Below are 21,032 nucleotides of genomic sequence, written 5' to 3'. Positions count from 1 at the left end.
GATGAAGTTTCTGGTCGTCGGTGGTGCGGGCTATATCGGCTCGCACATGGTCAAGCACTTGCACGATAGCGGCCATGAAGTGGTAGTGGTCGACACTGCCCCCGCCCTCCTCCCCGGCATTCACTGGGCCGAGCTGGATATCGCCGACGGGCACAAGCTGGATGCGCTGTTTGCCCGGCACCGTTTTGACGCGGTGTTCCATTTTGCCTCGTTCATTCAGGTGGGCGAATCGGTCAGCGACCCGGCGCGCTACTATCAGAACAATGTCGCGTCCACCCTGACCCTGCTGCAGGCCATGCTCCGTGCCGGTGTTCGCCGTCTGGTGTTCTCCTCTACTGCCGCGGTGTATGGCGACCCGCACTACACCCCGATCGACGAGGCCCACCCCAAGGCCCCCATCAACCCTTACGGGCGCAGCAAGTGGATGGTCGAGCAGGTTCTGCAGGATTACGACCGGGCGTACAGCCTGAAATCGGTGTGCCTGCGATACTTCAATGCAGCCGGGGCAGACCCTGGCGGGCAATTGGGCGAATGCCACGAACCGGAAACCCACCTGATCCCGCTGATTCTGCAAGCCGCGAGCGGCCGCCGGGCGGCCATCACGGTGTTTGGCAGGGACTACGCCACGGACGATGGCACCTGTATTCGTGACTACGTGCATGTGTGCGACCTGGCTTCGGCCCATGCCCTGGCGGTGGACTATTTGGTGCGCGGGGGTGACAGCGCTGTGTTCAACCTGGGCAACGGATTGGGGTTTTCGGTGCAGCAGGTGATCGATGCAGCTTGCCGGGTGACTGGGCGGTTGATCGAGGTGCGCGAGGCACCACGCCGGGCCGGTGACCCGCCGAGCCTGGTGGCCGATGCCGGCAAGGCCCGGGAGGTGCTGGGGTGGGCGCCTCGGTATGCGGCTTTGGAGGAGATTGTCGGGCATGCCTGGCAGTGGGAGTTGACGCTTTGTGGGCGGGAGGTTGAGGGGCTGGGGCGGGTGTTGGGGTCTTAGATCGCCGATTTCAAGGTGTTCGCCTCAGGGCTGGGGCGAACACCTGTAAACCCTCACACCACCAAAAAACCCAAAAATCAATAATAAGTCCTGGGCTCCACCTCAGCCTTGTTCAGCACTGTCCCCAGCAAATTCGACTGCCCCAGGTGATACGAGCAATCCTCGATATCCTTCTTGCTGTTGCTGCCATTGGCCACTACCAACAACACGCAATCAAACTTGGGCAACACGGTGATCGCGTCGTCCGAACTCAACAGCGGCGGCAGATCGAAGATGCAGATGCGCGACTCGTACCGGTCACGCAACTCGCTGATCAAGTTGCTGACCCTGGTCGACGACAAGACCTCGGTAGACAGCGGGATCGGCTCACGGGTCGGCAACACCACAAAGCGCGGCAACGTCGGGTTGACCAGTACCTCGCCAAGCTGCGCCGAGCCATCGAGCAACTCGTTCAGCGCCTTGCCCATTGGCAGCCCCAGCGCCTTGCCCACCCGTGGCCTGCGCAGGTCGAAGTCCACCAGCAACGCGGTCTTGTTGGTGTGATGGGCGATACTCATGGCCAGGTTGGTCGCCAGCACCGTCTTGCCTGCCTCGGGCGTGGGCGAGGTGATCGCCAAGGTGCGCCAGCCGTTCTCCTCCATCATCTGCAGCACCTGGGTGCGCAGCAGGTCGAAGGCCCAGTTCATGTTGGAGTTCTTGTTGTAGGCGACGATGCGTTGGCGCTCCAGGTGCTCGGCGTTCAGCGGCACCACCTGGGTCTGCACATAGTCGAACTGGCCCAGGGCGCCAGGCTGCTCCAGCAGCGCCGGCGTTTGCGGGGTGTCCCCGCTGCTGGGTGAAACCTGATGAATGTTCTTGCCAACTGCCGGCGTAGTCCTGTCCATCACTGCATTCCCTATTCAAACCGAGCCATAGTTCTAAATAGCAGAAGATCCAGCGGCATGTAGAACAGGTGGATGAGCAGCAGCATCACCCCCACCCCCAGCACGCCTGCAATGATCAGCCCCACCCGCCATTGCCGGCGCCTGGCGAGCTCCGCCTGGGTGGCGATGAACGGCACCGACACCAGCACCCGTTTGCCCAGCACGCTCTCCAGGGCGCCGGCGCCACGCACGCGCTGGTTGAGCATCTCCAGCAGCATCACCAGCGCACCACCGGCGGCTGGGGCCAGCACCAGGCCCAGGGCGACGATTTTCTTGCGGTTGGGCTTGACCGGTTTTTCCGGCAGGCGTGGCGGCTCGAGCAGCACAAAGCGGTCGGCCTTGTTTTCCTGCTCGAGGCTTTCGCTGATCTTGGCGCTCATTTCCTTGGCGCGGATCTCTTCATACTTTTTGCGGGCGTTGTCGTGGTCACGCATCAGGGTAACCAGGCCACGTTCGACTTGGGGCGCTGCGAGGATTTCGGCTTCGGTGGCTTCCATCTTCTGCGACAGGTCGCGTTTTTGCTGGGCCAGCGAGGCGATATTGGCTTGGGCCGCGGCAATTTTGGCCTGCGCCCGGGCCACATCGAGGTTGACCCCGGCTGCGCTGCCTGAGCCTGCGCCGCCGGCCTGCAGGGCCTGGATCTTGCGCTTGATCGCCACTACATCCGGGTGCGCTTCGGTGTAGCGGGTCAAAAGCCGTGCGTATTCGGCCTTGAGGCTGCCCAGGTCCTGGGGCTGGTCGGCGGCGGTCGGGCGGCTGCCATCGGGGCGTGTGGCAAGGCCGGCATTGGCGGCCGAAAGCTCCAGTTGCAGGTAACGCAGCTCTTCCTGGGCGTTCTTGTAGTCGCGGTCGACCTCACGGAACTCCAGCTCCGTGCGCGACAGCTGGTTCATGCGCAGGGTCTGGTTTTCGGGCAGCGAATTGGCGTTGGCCTGCTTGTAGTCGGCCAGCTGGTTTTCCTGCACAGCCAGCTCGGCCCCTAACTTGTCGGCCTCCTGGGTGAGGAATTCGGTGGTTTCGGTGGCGCGCTCGGTGCGCTGCTTCATGTTCTCGTTGAGAAACAGCGTGACCAGCTCGTCGGCCACCTGCTTGGCCACTTCCGGTTTTTTGTGGTCGAAAGAGACGGTGAAGGCCACCGTGGTATCGCCACGCCCCTTGACGAAGGTGCTCAGGGTATTGACGCCGATGGTGTTGCGCATCAGGTCGACCTTGTCTGCTTCGCTGAGCTGGCGTGAGCTGTCGGTGAACAGCTGGTACTTGTCGATGATGCGCAGCAGGTTGTCCCGGGTCATGACCCGCTGGCGGATCACCTCGATGCGCTCATCAGCCACGCTGGGGTTGTTGGTACCCACCAGCTCCGGTGAAATCTGCTGCGACTCCACCAGGATGGTACCCATGGCCTGATACACCGGCGGCACACTGACTGCCACCGCCACCGTCCCTGCCAGAACGACCGCAATGACCCCCCCCAACAGCAGGGCCCGGTCCTTGATGATCGCGATGTAATCCTTGAGAGAGAGCTCGTATTCAGACTTCATGGCGGTCACCAGGCTGAAGGTCAGAGGTCGGGGTACTTATAGGTCAAGGTCAAGCCAACGATGGTTGCAGCCGCATCCGGTGCGCCGCTCTGCTGGCGCTCCTTGTACATCAACGACAGGCGCAGGTCCCAGTACGGCGAAAACTCGCGGCTGGCCCAGGCGCTGTAGGTCTGCAGGGTGTTGGGGGTCTGCCCCTTGCTGTCCTGCCACTGCGCATCCAGCCCCACGCGGGTCAGCTCACTGACCGCATAGCTCCACATGCCGTGCACCAGGTCGAGCTGGGCGAAGCCGCCTTCGGCGCTGGCCACGGTGGTGCGCTCGGCGCTCAGGCTGGCGTCGGTGCGGGTGCCACGGTAGTCGAACAGCACCCCGCCCTCACCGCGCCGACCACCTTCAGAGCCCGAAACCTGGTTGACGCCGATATGCGCCCGGCCGGTGAGGCTGTCAGTGATCTGGTATTTGACGCCCACGCTCGGGGTGTAGCTGTTCGAGGCTATCGCCGTGTCGCTCTGGTCCGGCTCGTAGCGGCGAATGCGCAAGCCGCCGAACACATCGGTACGCTCGTTCCAGGCGTAGGTCAGGGTGGAGATGTTGGCCATCTCGTCATAACCGGTCAGCGTGGCGATGTCGTAGGTGGCGTGGGAGTACCGGGTTTCGTTGTCGAAGGTGGTGCGCGCACTCAGGGCATGGCTGAAGTCGCCGGACAAGATCGACATCTTCTGCGTGCCGTCGGTGGTCACCACACCGGTATCCAGCACCGTGCCCGACAGGGTCGAGCTTTCGATGTACTGCGCACGCAAGCCGAAGTGGCCCGTTTCGGTGTCGCGCCGCCAGCCCAGGTTCAGGTCGGGGTCTTCGCGGTTCTTCTGCACCGAGGTGTCGGATGAATGCAGCACGTGCACCCCCAGCCCCAAGGTGAGCTGATCGCGGTCGAAGGTACCGACCAGGTTGTAGGTGGGCTCGATGAGTGTGCGCATGACACCCTTTTCGTCTGAGGTCAGCAACAGCGGGTTGCTGTCGTATTCCACGGTAGTGGGTACCACCACCGAAGACTGCCAATGGGCGGCCAGAGCCAACCCCGGGAACGGCAACATCAGGACGGCCGTTGCAATACGTGTTGTTCGAAGAATAGGCACTGTACGGTCTTAATAAAGAAGGCGGGTTCAAGGCACGATCAGCGTATCGCCCGCCTGGAGTTGGTAATTGGTGGACATGTCACGGCCAGACACCAGGTCCTTGTAATGCACCTGTTTGACGTCATTGCCGCGCAAAACCTTGATGCCGCCCTCATCGGCGAACTTGTCCAGCCCACCCGACATGCTCAAGGCCTGCAGCACTGCGGTGGGGCCAGCCATCGGTACCGGGCCTGGCTTGACCACTTTGCCCTGCACGTACACAAGGTTGCCGGCGGTGCCGGTGACCACGACGCTGACGTTGGGGTCGGCCAGGTAAGGCTTGAGCCCGGTGGTGATCTTCTTGGCAACCGCCGTGACGTCGAGGCCGGCCACATCGATGCGGCCCGCCAGGGGGAAGGTGATGCTGCCGTCCGGTAGCACGGTGGTTTCCTGGCGCAGGGTGTCTTCCTGCCACACCGAAACCAGCACCTTGTCACCGGGGCTGAGCAGATAGGGGGTATTGGAATCGCTGGCACTACCGACAGTGGACCACGCCATCAGCACGCACAGCAGGGCGAACATTGAACGCACCATGGGGTCCCTCCTGCCAGGTCGGCATACAAAAAGAGCACTGATGAGAACAGCACAAGACTTCTCGCTCCGGCCGCGGCCACTTAAGTGGTGCCGCGACAGCCCCGATCATCCTCGAGGCCCGTCACCAGGGGGCTGGCAATACACTGGCCGCTGGCAACTGGAATATAGCAATGGTTGCAGAATTGACAAGCCGGCAAGGGCCTTGAAAAGCCGCTGCCTTTACACTTTGGTGCGGTTGGCTACCGCCACGAAACCGATCACCGCAAAACCGAACAACCAACCGGCGGTGGCCAGCGGAATGACGTTGTTCTGGCTGATATAGGAGTCGGCAGCACGGGCCGCGCCGCTCATGAGCACCAACAGGAAGATCGACTTGATAAAAAGTGTCGAGCGCATGATGCCCTCCTGGTCTAGAGGATGAACAACGTGGTCTGGAAGGGTTTCAGCGCGGCACTGCGTGGCTGGTGATTTGAGCTTATGGGCAGAGTGACACTACGTCAACGATCCGACACCATAATAAAATTCAATGGTATCCGCCCAATGCAGTCAAAATACCGTCAGCAAAATTCTGCATGGCAAAGTGCCACCTATACTTGTGCCCAGCGCGCAGAATCTGCATGAAAAATACGTGAATTTCTGGAAAAAATTCAGTTTATGCCGGGTTATTTAGCGCAATCAAAAAAACACCCGCAGCGTTGGCGGGTGTTTCAGAAATGAGAAATGTTATGCGTATCGCTCTGTTCACCACAGCGGAAAATGACGTTATTGCGCCAACAAGTCGAGCGTGCGCTCTACCTCATTGATATCAATGGTAAAACCCTCCCCCTCAGGGGTGCCAACTACAAACGCGAACTGCTGTTCGTCACGGTCGGCCAGGTACTTGTAGTAGCTGACGAAACGATTCGGCGGCTGCAAGGCGAACACCGCGCCCCCTGGCTGCAGTACGTTGACTCCGTGCACCAACTGGCTGCCCTCCACGCCCATGACCACCCGGGCGCCTGCGCAGGCAGCGACGATCGCCGGGACATCGAGCTTCATCGGATTGATGACCCGAAAGCCGCGGGTCACCCGCAGGTGCTCGGCAATTTCCAGCTCGTTGCGCAGCAGGCGCAAGTCGCCATCACTGCCGCGCAGAATGAACACCCCCGGGTGCGGCGCGTGCTCGACGTGGGCCAGCAGCTTGTCGCCCATGTCACGGTAGCGCTGGTAGCGGTTGCGGTTGTTGCTCATGTCGTCGAACAGCACCAGCTCGTGAAAAAACGCCGTGCGCAAGCGCAGCGGGTGCATGCCTAGCCAGTCTTCATAGGCCGGGCCCTGGGTGAACAGCGGGTACCTGGCCGAAGGCGCGGTGGTGACCGGAACCCCTTCGTCACAGGCCAGGGCGTAGGTCGGGCAGTCCTCCATCAGCCAGGTGCCGAACCAGGCGTTGCCGTTCTGCGTGCAGTAGATCGCGCCGCGCTCGATCTCGCTTTCTATCCTCACCGGCGGGAAACGCTGGGGCTTGAGCGACAGCCAATGGCTGGCATTGCCCTTGTACAGCGCGCCGTCGATCAACCAGGCATTGCGAACCAGGTAAGCCCGGGTCGGCCCCTGCTCCATGCGGATACCGCCCTGCATGGTCGGCCCAGGGTGCACATAGGGATAGAAGCGCTTGCCCTCCCAGCCGGTTATCCGCTCCAGCTGCCCTGGCAGGAAAACGGCCGGTGGCGACACGGTGACCTCACCCGGGGCGATATCCCAGGCCTTGTCGGCAGCCTGCTTGATGTCTATATCCGCCTGCCCGCCCAGGCGCTTTCTGGCCATGTGCAGGTAAGCGGCCAGCGACCAGCTGTGCCGGCGCGCCGTCGGTACGGTACCCGGCCTTGAGAAATCGGTTCCCATGCAACGCCCTCCCCCGGGCCTTCGGTGTTCAGTTCGACAGCACCCGCTCCATGGTCGGCGGCGAGGCAAAACCTGCATAACGGCTGCGCAGGGTTTCAAGAAACTGCTCGCCACAGCGCTGGCTGCCGTACAGGTAGATCTTGTGCAGGCCGCCGAACACCATTTCCTGGTAGCGGCTGGCGAGCTCTTCATCGCTGGCCCCGTCCGGCACGCCCAGGTGCAGGGTCAACTTGTTACCCTCCACGGCAAACAGCGGTGTGTCCCACAAAAAACCAGCCCTGCCGGCCTTGGGCAAGCGCACGAACAGGTAGGCATGGTTGTTCAGCCCGTCAATGTCGCCGCCGCGCCGGCGTTTCCACTTAAGCAAGCCGTCGTCCGGGCGGGCCAGGCACAGGCCGATATCGTAGTAGTCGTAGCCATTTTCCAAGGCCCATTCCAGCGCCATGAAGGTGGTGATGGAGTTGACCTCGCGCAGCTTTTTCGCGTCCGAGAACACTGCCTCGCAATAGCCGAAGCGCAGGGTGCTCCAGTAGCGCTTGCCGCTGCGGGTGATCTCGCAACCCAGGTGGCAGGCCACCACCTCGCCGTTGCAGGTGATCAGATCGAGCCGCCCGGCGCCCTTGGCCAGGCGGTACACGTCATCGCTGGGGAACTGCGCCGCATGGATACCCTGGCGCGCGGTGGCGTAGGGGCGCAGCAGGTCGCGGTCGGCCATCGCGATCTCGGCGTCATCCAGGGTCTGGCGCATCTGGTACAGCGGCCGGTGCTTGCGGATGCTGCGGCGCAGCTCGCTGTCGTAGCGCGCGGTGATGTCTTCCAGCGGGCGGCCCAGCGGCACCACCGCGCTCAGGTAATGGGGTACCGACAGGGCTCCGGCGGTAGGCACTTCGCTGATCACCACCACCTGGCGCTGCGTGGCGGGGGTGTCGTCGACGGCAAATTCCGGTTGGCCCTGGCGGTCCTTGCCGCCGATCAGCAACTTGGCCATGGCCCGCTGCTGCTTGCGGCCGATGTAGAGAATCTCGTAGGGGCTTTCCTGCTGCAGCCTGAAGCGGGCCACCTCCCAGCGCCACAGGCAGGCTCGGCCGAGCAGGTCGCGCAGGCCATTGGCAGCAGTGCGCAGTTGGTAACGCGTCGAGGGGGAAATGAAGGTGCGACCAGCTGCGCTGAGCAGTGCTTTCATGTCTTTGTCCACATCCTTTGTCATCGGGCTGCGAAAAGCCGGGTGAAGTCCCGTTAGAATCACTCAACACATCGATTGCCTTGCACGCTCTGGCGCCCTGCCGGGGCCACGACCCAAACCAAGTAAAGATGGCGTGGCACGCGCTGGCAAGCGGCCTTGTGATATCACCGACAAAGATTTCATGACGCTGATATTGTGCGGTGCCCTAGCTATCTAACACCGCTGCCCCTTGGTCAGGCCTTTTGCTTGAAGCCCCTCAAGCGAAGGACTCACACCATGCAGCAATTCCAGGAAAACCCGCACCGTCATCTGCTCGAACAGCAACTTCCAGCCTGGGCCGGCCAGGCCACCCCGGAACATTGGCAAACCCTGGGCGAAGGCCTGATGCCCGCTCAAGGCCTGCCTGATGCCGAAGCGGACTGGTTCGCCAACGCCCTGCCCGAGCTGCGCGAAGCCGTGCTGCTGCACCAGGCAAACCTTCTGCAGGCCCAGCATGCACTTGGCCGCGCCCTCAAAGGGCTGAAGCAAATCGCAGAATTCTGCGAGCCGCCGTTGCAACAGGCCCTGGCTGGCCTGGGCATATCCTCCCCGGTACGCGGTGCGGAGCTGCTGCGCGTCGAGCGTAGCTGGTCATGGTTTGGCACCTGCTTTCTCTACCGTAGCGAGCGGCATTCACTGTTGCAGGCTGCGTTGCAGAACTTCGGTGACGATGCAACTTTTGCCACCCACAGCGCCGTGGCGCGGGCTGAAGACATCGACGTGCAGCCGATTACCGTCACCGGCCGTGCGCCTGTCGGCTACCAGGTACCTGCCGCCACCTTCGGCTTGCCCTCCGAAAGCTACCGGGTGACCCCGCTGCCGCTGACCCCGGAGCAGTTCGCCGAAACCTGCCGCACGCTGGACCTGGGCCAGCGCTACCAACTTCACCTGCAAGAGGTGTTCGAAGGCGACGCCCGTCAGCAACTGAGCGAGCTGGCCAGCCAGGTTCGCCGTGGGCGCTTGCGCCTGGCTGCCAGCCTTGCCAGGCTGCGTCACGGCATCACGGGCGCGGCCGATGACGCATTGCAATCGCTGTTGGCAGGCAAGGCCGTTACCTGCTGGCAACTCCAGCTGTTCGGGCTCACCGTGCACGAACTGGTATTGATCGATAGCGGTGAAGCCGGGTTGCTGCTCTATCTCCCCGACCATGAGCACGCACTGCACGCCTGCGAGGACTTTCAGGCAGTTCACAGCACCTTGATGGCCCTGTTGCTGGAGCCTCAAGGGCGCCGCGCCTTTCTCGGTTACCTGCCGCTCGACCAAAGGGCGCGCCTGCTCGACTTGCTGCACCAAAACCTCGACGCACAAGGCAACAGCGCCGACGACCAAGCCTGGCAAGCCGCCGAGCACGCCGACTTGCGCCTGACCCGCGAACGCATCCCGGCCGAGCTGTTTGCCCACCTGCACGAGTGCCATGTGGCGCGCCTCAAGCAAGAAGCCATGCTGCTGGCCGTGCCCACCGCCCAGGCCGATGAACAGGCACGCCAGCGGCGCCTGGCCGAATGGAAAAGCCTGGGCCTGGATGCCTTGATGGTGGCTGGTTTGTTCATCCCGGCTGTGGGCAGCCTGATGCTCGCGGTCACCGCCTGCCAGTTGCTCGACGAAGCCTACGAAGGCTATGCGGCGTGGAGTGTTGGCGACCGCCATGCGGCGCTGGGCCACCTTGAGGCCGTGGGCCTGAACCTGGCCCTGATCGGTGGCCTGCATGCAGCAGGCAAGGTACTGCCAAAAGTACTCGGCAGCCCGCTGATGGAGCAGTTGCAGCCCGTGACCAAGGCCGACGGCAGCCGGCGCCTGTGGCGCCCGGACCTTGAGCCCTACCGCAGCTCGCAGGTGCTGCCTGAAACGCTCGCCGCCAATTCTGCCGGGCAATTGCTGCACCAGGGCCGTTGTTTCATCCGTATCGAGGGCGATTTGTACGAGCAGCACTTCGACCCGGCCAGCAAACGCTGGCAAATCCTGCACCCAAGCGACCCCGACGCCTACCAGCCGTTGCTCGAACACAATGGCGAAGGCGCCTGGCGAGGCGAACACGAAGCCCCCCATCACTGGCCGCTGGCTACCTTGGTGCGCAGGCTAGGCCCTGCCTTGGAGCACTTCGACGACAACCAGTTGCAACAGGCTGCGCGCTTGTGCGGCATCGGCGAGGACGCCCTGCGCCAGGTTCATCTGCAAGGCCGACCGACTCCGGCGCTGCTGGCCGACACACTGGCGCGCATGGACGCCGAACGCCTGACCCTTGCCGAGCTTGAACAGTCGCCAGAGCAAAGCCACGACACCTTGTTCAACCAGCATTACGACCCCGAGGGCCTTGCCGACCCCATTGGCGAGCGCCTGCAACAAGCCTACCCGGCGCTGAGCCGCCCCCTGTGCAGACGCCTGGCAGCGCGCCTGAGCCCCGACGAAGCAGGCCAGCTGAGCACCGCACAGCCACTGCCCGCCTGGTTGGACACCGCCGCACGCCAGGTCGCCAACGACCTGCCGCTGGTCCGTGCCATTGAGGGGCTTTGCATGCCGCAGCTGGCCAACCCCGACAGCGAGCGCCTGCTGTGGGCCTGCCTCAAGCGGCTAACCGGGTGGCCTGCCGATTTGCGCCTGGAGCTGCGCGCTGCCAGCCCGCAAGGGCCGCTGCTGCAGGCGATCGGCGCTGCCGAGGCAGGCGAGCGCTGCGTCGTGCTCAAGGCGGCAGAAGGTTACGAAGCTCACTTGGGCGAGCGCCCTGCCCCGGCGCGTCAAGACTTTGATCTGTGCCGCGCCGTACTTGAATCCCTCCCGGCAGCACAGCGCCGGCAGTTGGGGTGGCAGGCCAAAGGCGCCGATGGCTTGCGCCAGCGGCTGCTGGAGCTGCTCGGCAGCCAACGCCCGGCGTTGACTCGCCTGCTGCGCCAAACGCCCCCAGCACGCTGGCAAGGTGGCGGCCTGCGGGGCGGCGACGCCACCGGCGTGTATCCCCGGTTCACCCTGGGCAGCAGCCAGCGCGGACGCTACCAGCGGCTGTTTCCCAGCGCCAGTGACGATGACTTCGCCACCAACATGTCGCGTTGGCGGCGCCAAGCCCGCTCGGCTGAAATCGAACTCACCCGGCTGGAGGACCGCCTGCGCCAACTGCGCATCGATCTGGCCAACTGGGCTGCACAGGCGCCCCACCGGCAACGTGCGGTCAGCCGTATCATCAGCGCCTGGCGCCGCGATTCGTACCATCAGCTCAGTGATGAGCTGCGAGTCCCGTCGCTGGATCTGGCTGACCTGGAGCTGGACAACCACGACCTGGCCACCCTGGCCTTGCCGGACGACTTTCGGCATATCGAGGAGCTGGAGCTGAGTCAGAACATCCAGCTGAGCTGGCTACACCCTGAGTTCATCAAGCGCTTTCGCCGCCTGCGCCGCCTGCATCTGCGTGACTGCCGCTTTGCGGCGTTGCCGGCGCTGCCCGCGCCCTTGCGCCTGAGCACACTGGACCTGCAGAACAACCGCATAACCTGGGACGCTACAGCACAGATGCAGCTGGAGCGGGCCGCCAACCTGCGTTATCTGGACCTGTCGGAGAACCCGCTGCTCAACGCGCCCGACCTGGCCGGGCTGGCAGGCCTGCAGTTCGTGCAACTGGACGGCACCAGCCTCACACGCCTGCCGGAAGGTTTGTCCGCACTTGGCGAACTGCAGGTACTGGACCTGTCTGATAACCAGTTCGAAGCGCTGCCTGAAGACATCGAGCTGCCCGAGCACGTCGCCCGCGCGATGAAACTGGAAAGCGACTGGCTGACACCCCGGGTCAACCAACAGATCGAGCGCTATTACCAGCAACACGGCATCGACCTGCTGGTATCGGAGCATGACTACCACGAACTTCTGGACAACGCCCACGAGCAACAACTGGCCGCCTGGCAGCGCCTGCCGCTGGCTTACCGCCGAGGCCTGCGCACAGTGCTGGTGAATGACCGCTATATGCAAGACCCACCCGCCATGCTCAATGAGTTCTGGCGCCGCCTGGCGCGCATCGACAGCGAACCTTTGATGCGCGACTACGCCCTCAGCCAACCGGCCTGGCGCCTCCTGGAGCTGCCCATGTAAACCGCAGCCCGGCGGCTAATGCGCCGCCGGGCGCTGCGGGTTGTGATGCTCTGCCAGCCAGTGGCGCAACGCCTCTGCCGGCATCGGCCGCCCGAGCAAGTAACCCTGCCCCTGGTCGCAACCGGCGTTGCGCAAAAAGTCGTACTGCTCCTGGGTTTCGATGCCTTCGGCGGTGATGCGAAAGCCCAGGGCATGCCCCAGGTCGATGATTGCCCGGGCAATGGCGACGGCATCGTCGTCACCGGGCAAGTCCTTGATGAACGCCCGGTCGATCTTCAGGTGGTCGATGGGCAAGGCGCGCAGGTAAGCCAGCGACGAGTAGCCGGTGCCGAAGTCGTCCACTGCAGTGGCCACCCCCATGGCCTGCAACTGCGCCAGTACACCGCACGCCTGCTGCTGGCTTTCCATCAGCAGGCTCTCGGTGATTTCCACCTCGAGCAGGCTGGCCGGCAGGCCATGCAGCTCCAGGGCGCAAGCCAGGCTGGTGACATAGTCGCTGCGCTCGATCTGCAGGGCTGCCACGTTGATCGCCATGGGGCCTGGCAGCGCATCGGCAGCGCGCCACTGCGCAAGCTGGGCGCAAGCCAGCTCCAGCACCCGCTCGCCCAGCGGGATGATCAGCCCGGTGCGCTCGGCCAGCGGGATGAACTCGCCGGGCGACACCAGGCCATGCTCCGGGTCGCGCCAGCGCAACAGCGCTTCGACGCCCTCAAGGCGGCCGCTGAACAGGTCCAGCTTGGGTTGGTACCACAGCTCGAATTCGTTGTATTCCAGGGCGCGGCGCAGGTTGCGTTCAAGCTCCAGGCGCTGATGCAGCCGTTCGGTCATGTCAGGGTGGTAAGGGCGCCAGGCGTTGCGCCCGCTTTCCTTGGCCGCATACATAGCGGTGTCGGCATGGCGCAGCAGGCTGTCGGCGTCTTCGCCGTGTTGCGGCGACCAGGCCAGGCCGATGCTGCCGGTCACCAGGCCCGCATTGCCGTTAAGGTCGAACGGCCGCTGCAGGCAGCGCAGCAAGGCGCGTACCTGGTGGCTCACCTGGCCTTGGGTGCCCTGCAACATGAACACGAACTCGTCGCCCCCAAGGCGGCAAACCCGGTCCTGGGTGTCCAGCTCCTGTAAAAAGCGTGCGGTGGCCTGTTGCAGCAGCAGGTCGCCCATGGGGTGGCCAAGGCTGTCATTGACCTGCTTGAAACCGTCGATATCCAGCATCAGCACCGCCAGGCCATGGCCGTTGCGGATCGCCTCGCCCAGTTGCTGCTGGAACAGCACCCGGTTGGGCAGCCCGGTGATGGTGTCGTAGTGCGCCAGGCGCTCCAGCTGGGCCTGTGACTGGCGTAGCTCGGCGTTACGCAGCTGCAGCAGGCGCTGCTTGCGACTGAGCTGGGCGACGAACAGGTTGAACAGGCCGGTGCAACCTAACGCCACCCAGAACAGTGGCGAAGCGAACAGGTTCAGCGCCGCCCAACCGCCGCGCGGTGCGGCCACCAGTTGCCAAAAGCCGCCTGGCACCTCCACGCTGAGCTTCACCTGGGGGGCGTCGAACAACCGCGCATCGCCCCAGATCAGCTCGCCATCGGCGCCCTTGCCATCGCTGCCACGCACCGCCAGTTCGAGGTCGGCATCCGGTTGCAGGCCGGCTGCCAGCAACAGGCGGTCGATATCGGCTACCACCGAGACATTGCCCCAGTAGAAGCTCACCCCGCGCTTGCCGGTGACGAACACCGGGCGCCGGTAAACCAGTGCGCGGCCGCCCTGGTACAACTGCAACGGGCCGGCCAGTACCGGCTCGCCGCGCTCGCGCGCCGACTGCAACAACGGCAGTTGCTCGGGCAGACGGCGGTAATCCAGGCCGATGATGCGCTCGTTGCCCTCCAGCGGGTACACGTCGTGGATCACGTCGGCCGGCGCCATGGCGATGTTGCGCATGAAGGGTACCGAGGCCAGCGCGTCGCGGGCCATGCCCTGAAAATGCGGCACGCTGATGCTGCCGTCGGTGCCGATCAGTTGGGCAATGCCTTCGGCCTCGGCGAACGCCGCACGCAACTGCGCTTCGAGTGCCGCGCGCATTCCCGAAAGCCGCGCCGCCAGGTTGGCCTGCGCTTCGCTCTGCGCACGCTGTGCATCCAGGTGACCGAGCGCCGTCGCCAAACCGATGCCGACCACGGCAAAAGCCACCGGCAGCAAGCGGTTGAACGCACGGCGCAAAGCGCCCGACGCCGGTGTCGGTTCGTCGACAGGAGGGAAAATGCTGCTGGTCATAAGCCTGTGATCGGGGGCGATTCACACTGTATCGGCGCAGCCAGGGCAATGTTGAGCCAGACTGGTGTTTTTCCAGCGCAGGGCGCATGCTCCGAAGCTGAAGCGTTTCACCCAGCCAAACACAAGAGGTGCAGTATTCATGGACCGTCTGCTCGACTCGCTGTTTCCCGCCCCTTCCGACATTCCCGAGGCCTGGCGCCTGGGTGAGCCGCTGGAGCAACGCGACTACCTGGTGGCCGGTGAGCTCAGGCATTGGGACGGCCCTTTGGCCACGGTACGCAGCCCGGTGTGGTTGAAGGACGCTGAGGGTGAACGCCAGGTGATCCTGGGCAGCGCACCGCTGCTGGATGCCGACACCGCCCTGCAGGCGCTGGATGCCGCGGTGCAGGCCTACGACAAGGGCCGCGGCGCCTGGCCGACGATGCGCGTGGCCGAGCGTATCCAGCATGTCGAGGCCTTCCTGGCGCGCATGCGCGAGCAACGCACCGCGGTGGTCAAGCTGCTGATGTGGGAAATCGGCAAGAACCTCCAGGACTCCGAAAAGGAGTTCGACCGCACCTGCGACTACATTGTCGACACCATCAATGCCCTGAAGGACCTGGACCGGCGTTCGAGCCGCTTCGAGCTGGAACAGGGCACCCTCGGCCAGATCCGCCGTGCGCCCTTGGGTGTGGCGTTGTGCATGGGCCCGTACAACTACCCGCTCAACGAAACCTTCACCACGTTGATTCCGGCGCTGATCATGGGCAACACCGTGGTGTTCAAGCCGGCCAAGTTCGGTGTGCTGCTGATCCGCCCGTTGCTCGAGGCGTTTCGCGACAGCTTCCCGGCCGGGGTGATCAACGTGATCTATGGCCGTGGCCGCGAAACGGTCAGCGCGCTGATGGCCAGCGGCAAGGTCGATGTGTTCGCCTTCATCGGCACCCACAAGGCCGCCAGCGACCTTAAAAAGCTCCACCCGCGCCCGCACCGCCTGCGCGCAGCCCTGGGCCTGGACGCCAAGAACCCCGGCATCGTACTGCCCCAGGTCGACCTGGACAACGCGGTGCAAGAAGCCGTCACCGGCGCGCTGTCGTTCAACGGCCAGCGCTGCACCGCGCTGAAGATCCTGTTCGTGCACGAGGATGTGGTCGAGGCATTTCTCGACAAGTTCCAGCGCAAGCTCGCCGCGTTGAAGCCGGGCATGCCGTGGGAAGCCGGGGTGGCGCTGACGCCGCTGCCCGAGCCCGGCAAATTGGACTACCTCGAGGGCTTGGTGGCAGATGCACTGGCGCATGGCGCCCAGGTGTTGAACGAAGGCGGCGGCCAGAGCCGTGGTTCGTTCTTCTACCCGGCACTGCTGTACCCGGTGAACCGCGACATGCGGGTCTACCACGAGGAGCAGTTCGGGCCGGTAGTGCCGGTGGTGCCCTACCGCGACCTGCAGACAGTGATCGACTACGTGCTCGACTCCGATTACGGGCAGCAGTTGAGCCTGTTCGGGAATGACCCAGAGACGGTGGGGGCGCTGGTGGATACGTTCGCCAACCAGGTCGGGCGCATCAACCTCAACGCCCAGTGCCAGCGTGGGCCTGACACCTACCCGTTCAACGGGCGCAAGAACAGCGCCGAGGGGACCTTGTCGGTGCATGACGCTTTGCGGGTGTTTTCGATTCGCACGTTGGTGGCTACGCGGTTCCAGGAGGCGAACAAGGAGTTGATCAGCGAGATTATTCGTAATCGGCAGTCGAGTTTTTTGACTACGGATTACATATTCTGATTTTGGGGTTTGGGTTCGGGTTCGGGTTCGGGTTCGGGTTCGGGTTCGGGTTCGGGGATTATGGTTATTGCTTTGGGAGATGTATGCGCATTCATTGACGATATTCGCTTTTCGTCACCTTTCCGCCCTTACGGCGGGTCACTTTTTGTCAAACGCGACAAAAAGTAACCAAAAAACGCTGGCTCCCATCATCCGGCCCCCTACGCTGCGCTTCGGGGGTTCCCTCGCTCCGGGCTTGCTCCGGAGGGACGCGCCGACGGGCCGTCCCTGGCCCGATCGGCGCTCGACCGGCATCCATGCCGGTCGCCCTCCTACGCAATCCCTGCGCTCGGCCTCCTGAAGTCGCGATTTGTGTTGTCTGAACTACCGCGCGCTTAGAAGCAAGATCAAGAGCCAGATCAAGAGCCAGATCAAGAGCTGGGATGTTGGTTTGATTGTTATTGATGTGATGTTTGTTCTGACGCAATCGCGGGGCAAGCCCGCTCCCACGTTAGTTGTGCGTACCAAACTCAAGCGTGGGAGCGGGCTTGCCCCGCGATTAAATCCTGAGTTCCCACAAATGCAACTAGCGGTTAGCTGCGCCAGTGCAGGCGCCGCCCCTAACTTCGCGACCTCAGGAGGCCGAACGCAGGGATTGCGTAGGGGGGCGACCGGCATGGATGCCGGTCGAGCGCCGATCGGGCCAGGGACGGCCCGTCGGCGCGTACCCCCGGAGCAAGCCCGGAGTGAGGGAATCCCGGAGCGAAGCGCAGGGGCCGTATGAATGGAGCGAGGATTTTTTGCTTACTTTTTGATCCCTCAAAAAGTGAGCCGCCGTAAGGGCGGAAAGGTGAATAAGCGTCACTACAAATAATGAATGCACATACAAATTTCAAACCAACTAATCAACCAATCACGGCTCAACAGTTCAACAGTTCAACAGTTCAACAGTTCAACAGTTCAACAGTTCAACAGTTCAACAACATACATCACAATCCCCCCTCAAACTAATCCCAACGTTCCGCAAACGCCGCCCCAACCGCCCCAACCGCCAGGCGCTTGCACGGCGCTACCGGCTTGAGATTCAGCCGCCGCGCCGCCTGCATGAAGCAGCCACAGCGCGCAGAATCATTGACGCCGTCCGGCAAGGCGTCAGGCTCGTTGTTCATTACCTCGGCCTTGATCACGTCACGGATCTGCTGGCGAATTGTCTGTGCATGCTCACCCCCGGTTCGGCCTGCCCTCGAGCAGCACACTTGAGGCGCCGCCTTCGCCAATCAACGCCAGGTGTTGCCAGTGGCTGCGTGGCGCCGGCGCTCTGGCCGTCGAACTCGACGGGAACTGCGCCCAAAGCACAGCCAACCCGCATCCATATAGGTAATCGTTCTAACACTTGCGTCGATTTTCCCGGCGCCTGGACGACTCTGATTCATCAAGCAGCCCCACCCGTGAAGCGGAGAAACCACCATGTCAGCCAAACCCATCCCCGAAGGCCAGCACAGCATTACCCCCTATCTGGGCATCCGCGATGCTGCCCAGGCCATCGAGTTCTACAAGAAAGCCTTCGGCGCCTCTGAAATGTTCCGCCTCGAGGGCCCTGACGGGCGCGTCGGCCACGCAGAATTGAGAATCGGCGACTCCTCGTTGATGCTCGGCGACCCCTGCGACATGGAAGGCAGCCTGAAGGCCAGCCAGAGCATCGAGCACCCCAGCGTCGGCCTGCACCTGTACGTCGAGGACTGCGACAAGGTCTACGCCCAGGCCCTCGCCGCCGGCGCCACGCAGGTCAGTGAACCGAAGGACCAGTTCTACGGCGACCGCAGCGGCGCCCTGAAGGACCCGTTCAACAATCTGTGGTTCGTCTCCACCCACAAGGAGGACCTGACCCCGGACGAAATCCGCGCCCGCGCCGCGAAGATGTTCGCCGGCAGCTGAGCAAGGTTGAAAGCCGCCGCACTTTGCTTGAAGCTTGCAGCTCGTAGCTTGGAGCTGCTTCTCAATGCGTATCATCGAAAAATCCGGCGTACAGGTGCGCAGCCTGACGCCGGCCGAGGAAGAACTGCTGGCCGCCTTCGCCACCGGCGCCCTGGCCGGCCCGCGCCTGCTGCAGGCCAACCAGTGGCTGATGAAGGTGCGCGGCGCCAACCAGTGGCTGGCCTGTGATTGCCGCAAGGACGCCTTGCCGGTGCTGAATATCTCGCTCAACGGCAATACCGGCACGCTGTTCCTGCGTAACAACCCCGAAACTCCCGAGCACGCCCCGGGCTGCCCGTTCAGCAAGGATGAACGCGAAGCCGGCGAGCGCAGCACCGAGGTTACCCAACCCGCCGCATGGCTGGCCCCCGATGCGCCGCTGCGCCTGATCGGCGACTACCGCCGCCCCAACGAAGGCGAAACCGCCGCCACCGGCAGCCGCGACCCTGGCGAGCGCCGCGACCAGCAGCGCCTGCTGTCGCTGCTGCTGACCTGGATCGAGGCCAGCGGACTGAATGTCTACGCCACCCACCTGAAAAAGGACCTCACTGCCCAGTTTGCCGAACTGCGCGGTGTGGCCGGCCGCTACCCGCTGCTGGAGCGGGTGCCGGCCAGCAATTACCTGGAAACCCGCCTGGACATGAAGCACATGATGATGCTCAAGTCCCGCCTGCGCGATGCCACGGTGTTCGGCAACCACCGCCGCCACGGCCTGTTGCTCGACTGCATCGAGCAGGTCAAGGGGCGCAAGGTGCTGACCGCCCGGGGCGATGACGGTTTCGACTTCCAGGGCCACCACCAGTACTGGGGCGGCAACCGCACCGCAGGCCCCTTGCTGGCCCTGGCGCTGTACTCGCCAGCCACCGCCGGCAGCCATTTCTATGAACTGATCCATGTGGCCAGCGTGCCGGTGCTGTCGCGCGCGCACCTGTTCCCGGTGTACCGCGACGAGGAGCGCGAACCGCTCAAGGCGTTGGTGTCGCTGATCGACTGGATGGCCGGCAAAGGCGTGAAGGTGCTGATGCGCCGCCCGGTGATCGGGGGCCAGGTGATGGACGAACTGGTGCTCACATCCGACGGTGACCGGGTGCTGTCGGTGTCGCTGCTGGAGCAGCCGATCGGGCCAGAACCTGAAACCGAGAACTTCAAGCGCTACGCCGACTTCAAGAGCCTGGAGACCTTCCGCAAGTATGTGGCCGGGTTCTTCATGCGCGAGCGTTGATAGCCTCGCGGAGCTAAAAGCCCGCGCGATCCCCGTGGGAAGCGGCCTTGTGCCGCGATGGGCTGCGCAGCAGCCCCAGGATTTTTGCATCATGCGAAATTGCCGGGGCTGCTACGCAGCCCATCGCGACACAAGGCCGCTTCCCACAGGGCTGGGTGATCGCCTAAAGGGATCGCATAAGCTTCGGCCTCAGAACGCAGCCTTGAAAATCGCCTCGATCTCCGCCTGGCTGGCGACCCGCGGGTTGGTCAGGCCGCAGGCGTCCTTCAGCGCATTGGCCGCCAGCACCGGCACGTCTTCAACCTTCGCCCCAAGCTCGGCCAACCCTGCCGGAATGCCCACCGCCACGGCCAGGTGCTCGATGGCCGAAATCGCCGCCCCAGCGCCCTGCTCGGCATCCAGTGCGCACACCTTCACGCCCATGGCCTTGGCCACATCGCGCAGGCGCGCCGCGCTGCCTCGAGCATTGAAGCGCTGCACATGGGGCAGCAGCACCGCGTTGCACACCCCGTGGGGCAAGTCGTAGTAGCCGCCCAACTGGTGGGCCATGGCGTGCACGTAACCCAGCGAGGCATTGTTGAACGCCATGCCGGCCAGGAACTGCGCATAGGCCATGTTCTCCCGCGCCTGCAGGTCGTTGCCGTCGGCCACCGCCTGGCGCAGGTTGGCACTGATCAGGCTGATGGCCTTGAGCGCACAGGCATCGGTAATCGGCGTGGCGGCGGTCGAAACATAGGCTTCGATGGCATGGGTCAGAGCGTCCATGCCGGTGGCGGCGGTCAGCGACTTGGGCATGCCCACCATCAGCGCCGGGTCGTTGACCGACAATATCGGCGTGACGTTGCGATCGACGATGGCCATTTTCACGTGGCGCACCTCGTCGGTGATGATGCAGAAGCGGGTCATCTCGCTGGCGGTGCCGGCGGTAGTATTGATGGCAATCAGCGGCAGCTGCGGCTTGGCCGAACGGTCGACGCCTTCGTAGTCGCTGATATGCCCGCCGTTGGTGGCGCACAGGGCGATGCCCTTGGCGCAGTCATGCGGCGAGCCGCCACCCAGCGAGACCACGCAGTCGCACCGGTGCGCCTTGAGCATGGCCAGGCCCGCCTCGACGTTGGCGATGCTCGGGTTGGGCTTGGCGCCGTCGAACACCACCGAATCGATATCACGCGCGGCAAGCAAGCCGGCGATGCGCTCGGCCACCCCGGCCCGGGCCAGGCCCTGGTCGGTGACGATCAGCGCCTTGCGCAAGCCGTAGCCGGCAATCGCCGTCATCGCCTCGTCCAGGCAGTCGATGCCCATGATGTTGACGGCGGGAATGAAGAAGGTGCTGCTCATGGGCGGGTCCTCTCAGGCTGTCGGTATGCCTTCGAGCATGTGCCGCAAATGGCCGCAGGGCATTGATCCAGGACAACTTACCTGCGGGTAACGGGGCCCGGGTCAGGCGCCGTAATTGTAGGAGATCACCCAGCCCTTTTGGGCTGCGCTGTCGCGC

14 protein-coding genes are annotated in these 21,032 nt (G+C 63.8%); 5 read left to right on the top strand and 9 right to left on the bottom strand.

Annotated features, from left to right (window positions below):
- The first annotated feature begins 1 nt into the window (after position 1).
- On the top strand, positions 2-1,000 hold the full coding sequence (gene galE / locus KSS93_RS16420) for a UDP-glucose 4-epimerase GalE (RefSeq protein ID WP_217885043.1): 999 nt from the start codon (positions 2-4) through the stop codon (positions 998-1,000).
- Positions 1,001-1,077: 77 nt separating this feature from the next.
- Here galE and KSS93_RS16415 read toward each other — a convergent pair whose 3' ends face one another.
- The 7 genes from KSS93_RS16415 to KSS93_RS16385 all read right to left on the bottom strand — a co-directional run bounded on the left by KSS93_RS16415 (position 1,078) and on the right by KSS93_RS16385 (position 8,234).
- Positions 1,078-1,884, bottom strand: a complete 807-nt coding sequence (locus KSS93_RS16415; RefSeq protein WP_217885042.1) for a CpsD/CapB family tyrosine-protein kinase — start codon at positions 1,882-1,884, stop codon at positions 1,078-1,080.
- A gap of 11 nt (positions 1,885-1,895) precedes the next feature.
- Positions 1,896-3,461, bottom strand: a complete 1,566-nt coding sequence (locus KSS93_RS16410) for a GumC family protein (RefSeq protein ID WP_217885041.1) — start codon at positions 3,459-3,461, stop codon at positions 1,896-1,898.
- 20 nt (positions 3,462-3,481) lie between these two features.
- On the bottom strand, positions 3,482-4,597 hold the full coding sequence (locus KSS93_RS16405; RefSeq protein WP_217885040.1) for a hypothetical protein: 1,116 nt from the start codon (positions 4,595-4,597) through the stop codon (positions 3,482-3,484).
- A gap of 27 nt (positions 4,598-4,624) precedes the next feature.
- On the bottom strand, positions 4,625-5,170 hold the full coding sequence (locus KSS93_RS16400) for a polysaccharide biosynthesis/export family protein (protein WP_217885039.1): 546 nt from the start codon (positions 5,168-5,170) through the stop codon (positions 4,625-4,627).
- A gap of 219 nt (positions 5,171-5,389) precedes the next feature.
- Positions 5,390-5,566: an EPS-associated small membrane protein EppA gene (gene eppA, locus KSS93_RS16395; RefSeq protein ID WP_217843468.1), complete on the bottom strand. Its 177-nt coding sequence runs from the start codon at positions 5,564-5,566 to the stop codon at positions 5,390-5,392.
- A gap of 366 nt (positions 5,567-5,932) precedes the next feature.
- A complete protein-coding gene (locus KSS93_RS16390; RefSeq protein WP_217885038.1) occupies positions 5,933-7,051 on the bottom strand; it encodes a glycosyltransferase family 61 protein in 1,119 nt (372 codons plus the stop codon).
- Between the two features lie 28 nt (positions 7,052-7,079).
- Positions 7,080-8,234, bottom strand: a complete 1,155-nt coding sequence (locus KSS93_RS16385) for a GNAT family N-acetyltransferase (RefSeq protein ID WP_217885037.1) — start codon at positions 8,232-8,234, stop codon at positions 7,080-7,082.
- 276 nt (positions 8,235-8,510) lie between these two features.
- Here KSS93_RS16385 and KSS93_RS16380 point away from each other — a divergent pair, with 276 nt between their 5' ends.
- Entirely contained in the window at positions 8,511-12,344 is a 3,834-nt protein-coding gene (locus KSS93_RS16380) for a dermonecrotic toxin domain-containing protein (RefSeq protein WP_217885036.1), read from the top strand.
- A 15-nt stretch (positions 12,345-12,359) separates the two neighbouring features.
- Here the strand turns inward: KSS93_RS16380 and KSS93_RS16375 are convergent, their stop codons facing one another.
- Positions 12,360-14,603, bottom strand: coding sequence for a putative bifunctional diguanylate cyclase/phosphodiesterase (locus KSS93_RS16375; protein WP_217885035.1), 2,244 nt, complete (start codon positions 14,601-14,603; stop codon positions 12,360-12,362).
- Between the two features lie 139 nt (positions 14,604-14,742).
- Between KSS93_RS16375 and KSS93_RS16370 the strand changes: the two genes are divergently transcribed.
- From KSS93_RS16370 to KSS93_RS16360, 3 genes are all read left to right on the top strand, one after another.
- Entirely contained in the window at positions 14,743-16,362 is a 1,620-nt protein-coding gene (locus tag KSS93_RS16370) for an NADP-dependent glyceraldehyde-3-phosphate dehydrogenase (protein ID WP_217885034.1), read from the top strand.
- A 1,446-nt stretch (positions 16,363-17,808) separates the two neighbouring features.
- Positions 17,809-18,276: a VOC family protein gene (locus KSS93_RS16365; RefSeq protein WP_217885033.1), complete on the top strand. Its 468-nt coding sequence runs from the start codon at positions 17,809-17,811 to the stop codon at positions 18,274-18,276.
- 64 nt (positions 18,277-18,340) lie between these two features.
- On the top strand, positions 18,341-19,537 hold the full coding sequence (locus KSS93_RS16360) for a DUF8534 domain-containing protein (RefSeq protein WP_217885032.1): 1,197 nt from the start codon (positions 18,341-18,343) through the stop codon (positions 19,535-19,537).
- 189 nt (positions 19,538-19,726) lie between these two features.
- Here the strand turns inward: KSS93_RS16360 and yiaY are convergent, their stop codons facing one another.
- The gene (gene yiaY, locus KSS93_RS16355; protein WP_217885031.1) at positions 19,727-20,875 is read right to left on the bottom strand and encodes an L-threonine dehydrogenase; all 1,149 of its coding nucleotides are present in this window, start codon (positions 20,873-20,875) and stop codon (positions 19,727-19,729) included.
- Between the last annotated feature and the right edge of the window lie 157 nt (positions 20,876-21,032).

The organism is Pseudomonas xanthosomatis (assembly GCF_019139835.1).
GTDB classification, from domain to species: Bacteria; Pseudomonadota; Gammaproteobacteria; order Pseudomonadales; family Pseudomonadaceae; genus Aquipseudomonas; species Aquipseudomonas fakonensis.
This window is presented reverse-complemented; position numbering and strand designations above follow the sequence as displayed.

Coding starts and splice junctions, on each gene's coding strand:
- KSS93_RS16390 (WP_217885038.1), bottom strand. CDS start 7,051: ATGGGAACCGATTTCTCAAGGCCGGGTACCGTACCGACGGCGCGCCGG.
- galE (WP_217885043.1), top strand. CDS start 2: ATGAAGTTTCTGGTCGTCGGTGGTGCGGGCTATATCGGCTCGCACATG.
- KSS93_RS16365 (WP_217885033.1), top strand. CDS start 17,809: ATGTCAGCCAAACCCATCCCCGAAGGCCAGCACAGCATTACCCCCTAT.
- KSS93_RS16370 (WP_217885034.1), top strand. CDS start 14,743: ATGGACCGTCTGCTCGACTCGCTGTTTCCCGCCCCTTCCGACATTCCC.
- KSS93_RS16400 (WP_217885039.1), bottom strand. CDS start 5,170: ATGGTGCGTTCAATGTTCGCCCTGCTGTGCGTGCTGATGGCGTGGTCC.
- KSS93_RS16385 (WP_217885037.1), bottom strand. CDS start 8,234: ATGAAAGCACTGCTCAGCGCAGCTGGTCGCACCTTCATTTCCCCCTCG.
- KSS93_RS16410 (WP_217885041.1), bottom strand. CDS start 3,461: ATGAAGTCTGAATACGAGCTCTCTCTCAAGGATTACATCGCGATCATC.
- KSS93_RS16360 (WP_217885032.1), top strand. CDS start 18,341: ATGCGTATCATCGAAAAATCCGGCGTACAGGTGCGCAGCCTGACGCCG.
- eppA (WP_217843468.1), bottom strand. CDS start 5,566: ATGCGCTCGACACTTTTTATCAAGTCGATCTTCCTGTTGGTGCTCATG.
- yiaY (WP_217885031.1), bottom strand. CDS start 20,875: ATGAGCAGCACCTTCTTCATTCCCGCCGTCAACATCATGGGCATCGAC.
- KSS93_RS16415 (WP_217885042.1), bottom strand. CDS start 1,884: ATGGACAGGACTACGCCGGCAGTTGGCAAGAACATTCATCAGGTTTCA.
- KSS93_RS16380 (WP_217885036.1), top strand. CDS start 8,511: ATGCAGCAATTCCAGGAAAACCCGCACCGTCATCTGCTCGAACAGCAA.
- KSS93_RS16375 (WP_217885035.1), bottom strand. CDS start 14,603: ATGACCAGCAGCATTTTCCCTCCTGTCGACGAACCGACACCGGCGTCG.